We start from the raw sequence: 11,715 nt of genomic DNA, 5'->3' as shown, positions 1-11,715 counted from the left end.
TTCTCACTCATTTCTGTCACTGACAGATTTATTGTTTTTTCATTGTTCAGTACTATAACCTTAGTTATAGTGCCCTGCACATTGGTTCGTCTTGTTCAGTTTTCAAAGGTCTTTGTCGCTTACTTCTCTCAAGCGACAACTATATTAGTATATCACAGCCGCTTTCGCTTGTCAACACTTTTTTGAAACTTTTTTAAAACTTTTTTCATCAAGTGTTCTAACCGCAACATACCATAGTCCGTACGGGATTCGAACCCGTGTTACCGCCGTGAAAAGGCGGTGTCTTAACCCCTTGACCAACGGACCTGAGCTGTTATTTTCAACTCTTACTATTATACCCACTTTTCATACTTTGTCAACTACTTTTTTAATCTTTTTTCAAGTTAAGTAAAAAGAGCCAGAATTGTACTGACTCTTCTATTGATTATTAAATTTAGAAGCACGTTCTTCTCCCCACCAATAGGGGATTAGTTCTGCGACTTTAACTGTTTTTCTTATATTATAGTCCATCATGAATTCTGCATCTTTATTTTCAGCGTTCAACTCTAAGAGGAATTCTCTGCAAGCGCCACAAGGCATACCCGAACTTCCACCATAAGGTGGTTTGTCTCGAAAGGCTAATACTTTCTTAACCTTAGTTTGTCCTGAAATTTGGTACATATTGAAGAGGGCCGCCCGTTCTGCGCAGAGATGGAAAACACCACAGGTTCCCTCCATACAGAATCCTGTAAATATTTGTCCATCTTCTGCTTCTACTGCAGCTACAACATGATTGGCATAAACAAAGTCTGATACTTCATGTGGATTGTATAGTTTCTGTGCTTCTTCGTACATCTTTTCCCAGATGTCCATTATTGCAACCTCCTTATTTAGAGATTTCTTCTAGCATGTTTTCGATATGCTGGATTGATTTTTCACGGCCTAACAAGAAGATCGTATCTGGCAATTCTGGTCCATGCATTTCACCTGAAACTGCGATGCGAATAGGCATGAAAAGATTTTTCCCTTTAATACCTGTTTCTTTTTGAACAGCTTTGATTTGCGGGAAGATATTTTCTGTCACAAATTCATCATCTGTCATCGCTTCAAGTTTTGCTTTAAAGACTTCAAGAACTGTTGGGACTGTTTCACCCGCCATAACTTCACGCTCTGCTTCTGTCAATTCTGGGAAATCTGAGAAGAAAAGATCTGTCAATGGGATAATCTCATCTACTGATTTCATTTGTGGCTTATAGAGCTCAACTAATTTTTCAGCCTTATCTGTTAAACGGCCTGCTTCCTCTAAGAATGGTTTTGCCATTTCAAAGATAGTTTCTTGGTCTGCATTCTTGATATAATCATTGCTCATCCAGTCGAGTTTCTTCTGATCGAAGGCTGCTGGTGACTTGCTGAGGCGATTTTCATCAAAAAGTTTAATGAGTTCTTCACGAGAGAAGATTTCATCTTCACCTCCTGGGTTCCAGCCAAGAAGAGCAATAAAGTTAAAAACTGCTTCTGGTAAATAACCTTTTTTACGGTAGTCTTCGATAAACTGAAGGGTGTTGGTATCGCGTTTAGACAATTTTTTCCCAGTTTCAGAGTTGATAATCAAGGTCATATGACCGAACTCTGGAGCTTCCCAACCAAGGGCTTCATAGACCATAAGCTGTTTTGGTGTATTAGCAATGTGGTCGTCTCCACGGATTACGTGAGAAATTTGCATATCATGATCATCGATGACAACGGCAAAGTTGTAAGTTGGGTAACCGTCTTTCTTTTGGATAACCCAGTCACCGCCGATATTGCCACCTTCAAATTCGATATCACCTTTGACCATATCATGCCACTTGTAGATACCTGACTCATTGACAGCCAAGCGAACAGTAGGGATAATTCCTGCTGCTTCACGTTCTGCGATGTAAGTCGCTTTTTCCTCTTCACTCATACCAAGGTATTCGTTGGTATATCGAGGTGTTTCACCAGCTGCTTCTTGGCGTTCGCGTTCAGCTGCCAACTCTTCTTCTGTAACGTAAGATTTGTAGGCTTTTCCTTCAGCTAACAGTTGGTCGATGAATTTTTGATACAAGCCCAAACGCTCAGACTGGCGGTAATTTTCATGTGTTTCTGGGCTTTCATCCCAATCCATGCCTAACCAGCGAAGGTTTTCAAGCTGTGAACGTTCTCCATCCTCGACATGACGTTTACGGTCAGTATCTTCGATACGGATAATAAACGTGCCACCATGATGACGTGCATACAAGTAGTTAAACAATGCTGTACGGGCATTCCCGATGTGTAGTAGTCCTGTTGGACTTGGTGCGTAACGTACGCGGATATCTTTTGACATAGTTTCTCCTATAAAGTCTCTAGGCATCTGCCTTTTTGCTCTCTATATTATATCACAAGTCTTGGCTGAGTCCAATTTCTATGAATAAAGAGAGTAAAAAGAGTGGGCAAACCACTCTTTTCTTCCATTATTATAGACGCGCGTTAAGTTCTTTGCTTAATTCTTCAAATCCTGGTTTTCCAAGAAGGGCAAACATGTTGCGTTTGTAAGCTTCAACACCTGGTTGGTCAAATGGGTTGATAGCATTCAAGTAACCTGAAAGGGCAATTGCCAATTCGAAGAAGTAAATAGTGTAACCAAGAGTGAAAGCATCTTGCTCTGGAAGAGTCACATACATGTTTGGTACATCACCATCTGTGTGGGCAAGAAGAACACCATCAGTTGCTTTTTTGTTTACAAAGTCAACGTCTTTTCCTTGAAGGTAACCAAGTCCATCAAGGTCTTCTTCCAAGCTAGGGATAATCACGTTCTTACGAGGTTTGTCAACACGGACAACTGTTTCAAACATGATACGAGTTCCTTCTTGGATAAATTGACCCAATGAGTGCAAGTCAGTTGAGAAGTTGGCTGAAGTTGGATAGATACCTTTTTGGTCTTTTCCTTCTGATTCACCAGCCAATTGTTTCCACCACTCTGAGAAGTATTGAAGTGATGGCTCATAGTTTACCAAGATCTCAGTTGCATAGCCTTTACGGTAAAGAATGTTACGAACTGCTGCGTATTGGTAAGCTTCGTTTTCAGAGATTTTGTCTGAAGTGTAGTCTTTGCGAGCTGCGTTAGCACCTTCCATAAGGGCTTTAATGTCAGCTCCTGATGCAGCGATTGGAAGCAAACCAACTGCTGTCAATACTGAGAAGCGTCCACCGATGTCATCTGGAACAACAAATGTTTCCCAGCCGTTAGCGTCTGCTTCAACCTTAACAGCACCTTTTTGGCGGTCAGTTGTTGCATAGATACGTTTGTTGGCTTCTTCTTGACCGTATTTCTTAACCAAGAGTTCTTTAAAGACACGGAAAGCAATCGCTGGTTCAGTTGTTGTACCTGATTTAGAAATCACGTTTACTGAGAAGTCTTTGTCTGCAACATACTCTACCAAGTCAGCAAGGTAAGTAGATGAGATTGAGTTTCCTGCGTAAAGGATTTGTGGAGCTTTGCGCTCTTCTTTTGTTTGCAAGTTTGCAAAGTGGTGGTTCAAGAAGTCGATTGCTGCTTTGGCACCAAGGTAAGACCCACCAATACCGATCACAACCAAAACATCGCTGTCTGACTTGATTTGCTCAGCAGCTTTCAAGATACGGTCAAACTCTTCGTGGTCGTAGTTCTCAGGAAGGTCCAACCATCCCAAGAAGTCGCTACCAGCACCAGTTCCTTTACGGATCAATTCATCTGCTGCTGTTACTTGTGATTGCATGTATTCCACTTCATGTGGTGCAACAAATTTGTCTAAAACTTTTGAATAATCAAATTTAATATGTGACATGTTATTCCTCCAATATTTCTTCTTTTCTATCATAACGCTTACTTTCGTTTTTTTCAAGTTTTTTTGTCGAATTTCTCCAATTATTATCAGAATTCAAACGTTTGCGTAAAAATGCCGCATCCCAAAAATTTTGAAAAAATAAAATAAAGAACGACCAGATATACCAGTCGTTACAATTCATTCAATAAATACTCAAATAATTCTAAATTGCCATCTTCTTCATTAACCAGAAACTCTGGATGCCACTGCAAACCGATAATGTGGTGCTCGTCGATAGACTCAATCGCTTCGATGGTCTGGTCTCTTGGATCAATAGCGGTTACGCGGAAATTAGGTGCCAAATCCTTAATGCTTTGACGATGGACCGAGTTAACCTGACTTTCTTTTCCAAATAGCTTGGCCACCACGCTCCCCTCCACTGTCTCAATAGAGTGAGATGTTCCGAAAGGTAGTCCTTGCCAGTGACCTTCGATTTCTTGATTGAGGGTTCCGCCGAAGGCAACATTGACAAGTTGGACACCGCGACAGATTGCCATAATTGGTTTATTCTGACGAAGCGCTTCTTTCAAGAGTGCCAATTCAAACTCATCGCGCACTAGATTGTAATCATCGCTCTCGATGGTCTTTTTCTCTCCATAAAACTGAGGATGAACATTTTGGCCTCCTGTCAAAATGAGTTTGTCAATCATTTCCACATAATCGCGTACAACTGACTCATCACCAACAGGAATGACTAAAGGGAGACCACCGACTTGACGAATGCTCTCTGCGAATCTACAAGATACAGATGAATGAATATTTTTGCCCTCTGCGTCTACGGGACATAGATTTGCAGCAACTCCTACAACCGTTCTAGGCATGATGTCTCTCCTTTCGAATGTTAATACTCTTCGAAAATCTCTTCAAACCACGTCAGCGTCGCCTTACCGTATATATGTTACTGACTTCGTCAGTTCTATCTATAACCTCAAAGCAGTGCTTTGAGCAACCTACTGCTAGCTTCTTAGTTTGCTCTTTGATTTTCATTGAGTATAACGATAGTCCTATCATATCACTCAAAACGCTTTTCGTCTAATATGTTTTTTTTAAGGCTGTGATAAATATTTTTTATGGACAAGAAAAAGCTGCCCATAGGACAACTTTTTTCTTATTCAAAGACAAATTGATTGTGATAGAGTTCTGAGTAGAAGCCACCTAGTTTCAAGAGTTCATGGTGATTACCACGTTCAATGACTTCTCCATCTTTGAGGACAATAATCTGGTCTGCATTGAGGATGGTCTTCAAACGGTGGGCAATGACGAAACTAGTTCTACCTGCTACAACCGCCTCCATGGCATGCTGAATCTTACTTTCTGTCACCGTATCTACGTTTGAAGTTGCTTCATCTAGAATGAGAACTTCTGGATTTGTCATCAGGGTTCGAGCGATAGAAATCAATTGCTTTTGTCCAGTCGAGAAGATGCTCTGATCATCATCGATAAGAGTATCGTACTTATCAGGTAAGCTTTCGATATAGTCGTGAATGTGGGTTGCCTTGGCTGCTGCCTCAACCATTCCTTGACTAGCATCTGGCACACCGAAACGGATATTGTCTCGAATCGTTCCACTAAATAAGACCGAATCTTGCAAAACAATTCCCACCTTGCTTCTGAGACTATCTAAATCATAGTCACGGATGTCTTTGCCGTCAAAATAAATACCACCAGCATCAACATCATAAAAGCGATTGATGAGGTTCATAATAGTCGTTTTCCCTGAACCTGTCGGACCAACAACTGCTGTCATCTGGCCTTTAGGGGCAGAAATGCTGACATCTTTCAAAATAGGTTTATCAGGCAAGTATGAAAAATCAATATGACTAATTTCAACACCTTCTTGCAACTTAGTGAAGATTGGAGCCTTTTCAGGTCGGATTTCTTCCTCTGCATCAAACATTTCCTGAATCCGTTCAGCCCCAGTAAAGGCCAACTGAAGACTCCCCCAACTAGCTGCAACCTGAATAATAGGCTGGTAGTACTGCTGTGAAAATTGGGCAAACATAACAATCAAACCTAGAGCTGTACTTGTTTCAATAGTCTTATCATTCAAAAGTACAGCTGAACCAGCAAAGATAACGATGGCTGTGTTGACCAGACTCATCCCATTCATGACAGGGAACAGAATTCCTGAAAACATTCTTCCTTTAAAGGTTGCCTTGCGCACGCGCTCATTTTGCTCAAGAAATCCTGCCATCATATCCTCTTGAATTCCTTGGACAATGACAGCTTTTTGGCCTGAGATGCTCTCATCCATATAGGCGTTTAGCTTCCCTACCTCTTTCTGCTGGAGGTTGGTGTATTTGCGTGCCATTTTTACAATAAAAATCAGCATAAGGAAGGCCACTGGTGTGCTGGCAATGGTGATGAGGGCCAGCGTCACATTTCTCGAAAACATGACGAGAATCAGACCAATGTATAAAACAATATTGCTCATGACCTGAATCAAGCTTTCGTTAAAGGCTTGGAGGATATTATCCAAATCACTGGTAAAACGAGACAGGATATCGCCATCTTGTCGGCGGTCAAAGAAAGAAACCGTCAACCGAGCAAGTTTACCAAAGAGGCCTTTGCGCATCTCGTTGGTCGATTCTGCAATCACACGCGTCATAAGACACATGTATATCACACTGGAGATAAATAAAACCAAAACTAGCAGGCCAAGATTGACCATGATTCCTGATAGGCTTTGCCAAACAAGTTCTGGATTGCCATTTTGATAAGCTTGAACTAAATTGGCTAGCTCTGTTACCGCTTGTCCAGAAAAAACCGGAAAGAGGGCTTGGGCAAGAGTTGATAGAACCAGCATCAAGATAACAACCACAAATGAGAACTTATAGACCTTAAAGTAATGCCAAAAAAATTGAACTGTCTTCATTTTACTCCTCCTTTCCTTTCTGTGTTTCATAAATTTCACGATAAACGGCATTATTGACAACCAAGTCTGCATGCGTGCCTTGGCCAATCAATCGTCCTTGATCTAGAACCAAAATCTTGTCTGCATGGACAACCGAGCTAATTTTTTGAGCAATAATAATGGTTGTCGTCCCTTTCAAGTCCTTATTCAAGGCTTCTTGGACCAAGCGCTCTGACTTGGCATCCAAGGCTGAGGTCGAATCGTCAAAAATCAGAATACGTGGATTGCTGACAATCCCACGAGCAATCGACATCCGTTGCTTTTGCCCACCAGAGAAATTGGTTCCCCGTTCTTCAACTGGACTTTCAAAGCTTTTCTCCATACGATGAATGAATTCACTAGCCTGGGCAATATTGGCTGCGCGTTCCATTTCAAATAGAGTAGCATCTCCCTTACCCTGTCTCAAGTTATCTGCAATCGTTCCACTAAAGAGAATGGCACGTTGGAGAACGATAGAAACTGTTTTACGCAGGGTCCCTTCACTCACTTCTCGAATATCCTTGCCTCCGATTTTGATAGACCCTTCCTGTGGGTCAAAGAGACGTGGAATCAATTGAGCCAAGGTTGATTTTCCTGCACCAGTGGCTCCAACTACACCAACCATCTGACCAGGTTCAATAGTAAAGCTCACATCTTTCAGCATCGGTTCCTTATCCATTGGATAGGTAAAGGTCACATTTTCAAAGCTAAGACTTCCGACCAACTCTTCATCTGGGACATCCTTGAAGGTCATGGCTGGCTCTGCGTCCAGAATTTCTCGAATACGACGCATAGAAATCATGGCACGACTGACAGAATTTCCCAAAAATCCAACCATAACAATGGTAAAGATAATCTGGCTTAGGTAATTGACAAAGGAAGCAATGGAACCAACAACTGACGGATCCGACTGAACCATCCCTGCAACTAGCCAAATAGAGAGGAATACCGCCCCATAACCGACCAACATCATGAAAGGTTCCACTACTGAAAAGGCATAACCGATGTAAAGATTTTGACCGAGAAGCTCGTCTGAAACCTCCGTAAACTTAGCAAACTGCTCTTTTTCTTGGACAAAGGACTTAACCACGCGAACGCCACGCAGATTTTCCTTGGCAATGGCATTGATGCGCTCAAGAAGGGTTTGAAACTTGGCAAAACGGGGCCCCATCATTCCCATCATGACAGCAGTCAAACCAAAAATCAAGACTACCATGAGAACAATCACCCACCACAGAGAAGGTAAGGTTTGAATCGCCAGGATAAACGAACCGATGAACAAAAGGGGAAGTCTGAAAAGGATTTGGAAGGCCATCATGACCACGTTCTGAATCTGGTTGATATCATTTGTCATGCGAACGACTAGATTTCCCGCATTAAATTGTTCAATATTAGCATAAGAAAAGGTTTGGATTTTACGGAAGGCATCCTCCCGAAGGTCAGATGAAACTCCTTGGGCAATATAGGCTGCAAGGACAACATTAAAACCACCAGCAACCAGACCGACCAAAGCCACACCAATCAACCAAGCCCCGATACTATAAATAGCTTCATATTTTCCAGCAAGGAGGGCGTCTAACACCTCCTGCAGATAACGCGGTTGCAAAAGTGAACTAGCAACCATCAAGCCTGTCATCAGGAGCGAAGCTAAGGCCTGCCACTTGTAAGTTCTTATTTTCTGAATCAGCATACTTTCTCCTTAAAAAATAGACAAAAGGGAGCGACAATGCGTCAGCTCCTTTTCATTCTGTTTGTGTGATGTTATTCTAGCAAAAAAGTGGGAACTTGTCAAAGAAGTCTCCTTGATATAGCTAGATTAACTAGTGAGTCTTGGTTTTATAGTTTCTGTTTTAACTCAACCAAGACATTCATAGCTTGCATGGGTGTCATGTTGTAAATGTCCAATTTAGCTAATTCTGCTAGAATAGGGTTTTCTTCTGCCGTATCAAAGAGTGAAATCTGTTCTGTGACAGCACTTGTTTGTCTCATAGGAGTAGGATTTTCTGTACCTTGATTCTCTAACTGAGTCAAAATCTTATCCGCCCTTGCTAGGAGATCTGCTGGTAAACCAGCAATCTTGGCAACATGGATACCGTAGGATTTATCAGCTGGTCCTGGTTCAATCTTGTGAAGGAAGGTGACCTGCCCATCCTGCTCCAAAGTTGCCACGTGAACATTGACCAAGTGTTCCAAGCTGGACTCCAGACTAGTCAACTCATGGTAGTGGGTCGCAAAGAGGGTCTTGGCTCCGATGTGCTCATGGATGTATTCGATGATGGACTGAGCAAGAGCCATCCCATCATAAGTAGCGGTTCCCCGCCCTAACTCATCAAAGAGAATCAAGGAATTTTTGGTTGCATGCGAAATGGCATTATTGGCCTCCATCATCTCCACCATAAAGGTTGATTGACCTGAAACCAAGTCATCTGCTGCTCCAATGCGGGTAAAAATCGCATCAAAAATAGGTAAATAGGCGCTTTCTGCTGGCACATAAGAACCCAACTGAGCCATAACCGCCGTCATGGCTAACTGACGCATGTAGGTTGACTTCCCGCTCATATTGGGCCCTGTAATCAGTTGGATACTGGTATCTTCTGCCATCTGAATCGTATTGGGAATATAGGTCTGAGCCCCCATAACCTTTTCAACGACAGCATGGCGCCCTTTCTGGATATCAATTCGCGAATCATCTCCGAATTCAGGTCGAATCAAATGCTGGGTTTCGGCTACAACTGCCAAGCTTTGCAAAACATCAACTGTCGCAATTCCTTGAGCTAGAGCCTGCAAACGCTGAATGTACTTGCTGACCTCTTCACGAATGCGCATAAAAATTTCATACTCTAGGTTAGCTGACTTCTCACGCGCTTCCAGCATATCTCCCTCGATACGGGCTAATTCTTCGGTTCCAAAACGTTCCGAGTTTTTCAGCGTCGCCTTGCGGAAAAAGTGAGCAGGCACATTTCCCAGTTGCGAATTGGTCACATGGAAATAGTAGCCATCTTTTTTATTATAGACAATCTTAAGGGCGCTGATACCAGAGTTTTCTCGCTCCTTAGCCTCAATTTCAGCAATCCAGCTAGTTCCTTCTCTAAGAACGCGACGGTACTTGTCTAAAGTCTCATCAAATCCAGTCTGGATAATGCCACCTTCTGTAATCACATGGGGAGCTTCAGGAGCAATGGCCGCACTAATCAAACTCTCCAACTCTGGAATGGCATCCAGTTGTTCAATGAGATAGGCTAGAGCAGGTTGCTCCATTCCTTCTAAAATCGCACGAATCCGTGGCACACTAGACAAGGTTGTCGCCAACTGCAAGAGATCCTTGGGATTAGTTTTGCCAAAAGAAACACGACTAGCCAAGCGCTCAATGTCATAAACACCCTTGAGACTGTCTGTCAAATCACTGCGCTCAAAGAAATAGTCGAGAAAGACCTGCACCACTTCTTGTCGTTGAACGATTCGTTCCTTATCAATCAAAGGACGATGGATCCAAGAACGTAAGAGACGCATACCCATAGCCGTTTTGGTTTCATCCAAAAGCCAGAAAAGACTACCTTGCTTCTTGCCCGAACGAGCATTCTCAACCAAATCCAGACTAGCCTTGGTCGCATAATCCATCTGCAAGAAATCTTTGATTTCATAGCGGATAACAGGTTTGAGGTGGTTCAATTCCCTCATCTGAGTTCGATGAACATACTGAAGCAATTTACTAGATGCCGCTTGCTCCACAGATGCCAATCGTGAATCCAGTAAATGAAGGTCTTCAAAGCCTTCTTTTTCATATGAAAGCACCAAATTCATCTGACGACTAAGGATTTGTTCCTCTTCCTCAGACAAGTCATAACCCAGTACCACTTCTCGAGCCTTGAGGTTACGGATTTCCCCACAAACCAGCGTGAAATCCAAAAGACCTGTCACATAAAAGTCTCCGGTCACCAAGTCCATATAAGCTAGACCAAATTGATTACCTTCACGGTCTATGGCAACCAAGAAATTGTTCTGACTGTCCGGCTTACTACTGTCGACCACTGTCCCTGGCGTAATGACCTGAACAACCTCTCGTTTCACAACCCCAACTGCTTGTTTAGGATCTTCCATCTGTTCAGCAATAGCTACCTTATAGCCCTGCTCAATCAAGACATCGATATACTGTTGGGCAGAATGATAGGGAACACCCGCCATAGGAATCGGATTGTCCGCATTCTTGTTGCGACTCGTTAAGGAAATTTCCAGAATCTGCGCAGCATTGACCGCATCCTCATAAAATAATTCATAAAAATCACCCATCCGAAAGAGCAAAAAAGCATCTGGATATTGCTTTTTAATATCCACATACTGTTGCATGCCGGGGGATAGCTTTTCTGTTGCCATTTTCCGTCTCTCCTTGTCAAAAATAAGTCTTGAGAGTAACTCCCAAGACCTTACTTATCTTTCATCAAATCTAGCAAACGATCTTCCATGAGTTTGGCAACGTGCTGGTCTCGACAAATAACCAATAAGGTATTGGCACCAGCAACTGTTCCTAAAATCCATTCATCCTTGTTTGCATCTACAATATTTGCCAAAACAGAGGCTTCTCCCAATTTGGTATGAAGTACCAAGGTAAACTCTGCTCTTGCAACACCTTCTAAATGATGAGACAAAAATTCCACCAAATCAATCTTTTCTGTCTCATTTGCTAGTACATAATACACCATATCATTTTTCTTGACCTTGGTCAAGCCGATTTCGCGCAAATCACGAGACAAGGTTGTCTGCGTCACAAAGACATTGTGCGCCTCCAACCGATCTTGAATTTCTTTTTGTGTACTTAATTTCTCCTCAGTAATCATTTTTTTTATTAACTGATGACGATCTCTTTTTCTCATAAAATCCTCTTATATGAATATTTATAACTAATTTTATAACTATATTATACCAAAAAAATAGGAGATTTCAAAAATTTTTTCTTCTTTCTTTAAAATTGTGATAAAATAG

The 11,715-nt window shown here is 42.1% G+C and carries 8 protein-coding genes and 1 tRNA gene; all 9 read right to left on the bottom strand.

Annotation, left to right across the window (positions count from 1 at the left end; genetic code table 11):
- Positions 1–234: 234 nt before the first annotated feature.
- Positions 235–306: transfer RNA gene (locus RWP09_RS09005), tRNA-Glu, on the bottom strand.
- Between the two features lie 111 nt (positions 307–417).
- Positions 418–852 carry a cytidine deaminase gene (locus RWP09_RS09000; RefSeq protein WP_314436821.1) on the bottom strand — a complete coding sequence of 145 codons (435 nt, stop codon included), beginning with the start codon at positions 850–852 and terminating at the stop codon, positions 418–420.
- 13 nt (positions 853–865) lie between these two features.
- On the bottom strand, positions 866–2,326 hold the full coding sequence (gene gltX, locus RWP09_RS08995; RefSeq protein WP_314436818.1) for a glutamate--tRNA ligase: 1,461 nt from the start codon (positions 2,324–2,326) through the stop codon (positions 866–868).
- 130 nt (positions 2,327–2,456) lie between these two features.
- Positions 2,457–3,806 (bottom strand): glucose-6-phosphate isomerase, encoded by a 1,350-nt coding sequence (locus RWP09_RS08990; protein ID WP_314436815.1) that lies wholly within the window; start codon positions 3,804–3,806, stop codon positions 2,457–2,459.
- A gap of 170 nt (positions 3,807–3,976) precedes the next feature.
- A complete protein-coding gene (locus tag RWP09_RS08985; RefSeq protein ID WP_314436812.1) occupies positions 3,977–4,666 on the bottom strand; it encodes a gamma-glutamyl-gamma-aminobutyrate hydrolase family protein in 690 nt (229 codons plus the stop codon).
- Positions 4,667–4,953: 287 nt separating this feature from the next.
- Positions 4,954–6,720, bottom strand: coding sequence for a multidrug efflux ABC transporter subunit PatB (gene patB, locus RWP09_RS08980; RefSeq protein WP_314436808.1), 1,767 nt, complete (start codon positions 6,718–6,720; stop codon positions 4,954–4,956).
- Position 6,721: 1 nt separating this feature from the next.
- Complete coding sequence (gene patA, locus RWP09_RS08975) at positions 6,722–8,428, bottom strand: multidrug efflux ABC transporter subunit PatA (RefSeq protein WP_314436805.1); 1,707 nt, start codon at positions 8,426–8,428, stop codon at positions 6,722–6,724.
- 146 nt (positions 8,429–8,574) lie between these two features.
- Entirely contained in the window at positions 8,575–11,109 is a 2,535-nt protein-coding gene (gene mutS / locus RWP09_RS08970) for a DNA mismatch repair protein MutS (protein ID WP_314436802.1), read from the bottom strand.
- Positions 11,110–11,159: 50 nt separating this feature from the next.
- The gene (gene argR, locus RWP09_RS08965; RefSeq protein ID WP_001231476.1) at positions 11,160–11,606 is read right to left on the bottom strand and encodes an arginine repressor; all 447 of its coding nucleotides are present in this window, start codon (positions 11,604–11,606) and stop codon (positions 11,160–11,162) included.
- Positions 11,607–11,715: the final 109 nt, after the last annotated feature.

The sequence above is a fragment of the uncultured Streptococcus sp. genome (assembly GCF_963521255.1).
Lineage (GTDB): Bacteria > Bacillota > Bacilli > Lactobacillales > Streptococcaceae > Streptococcus.
Note: the sequence above shows the minus strand (reverse complement) of the source record. Positions and strands in the feature narration are given on the sequence as shown.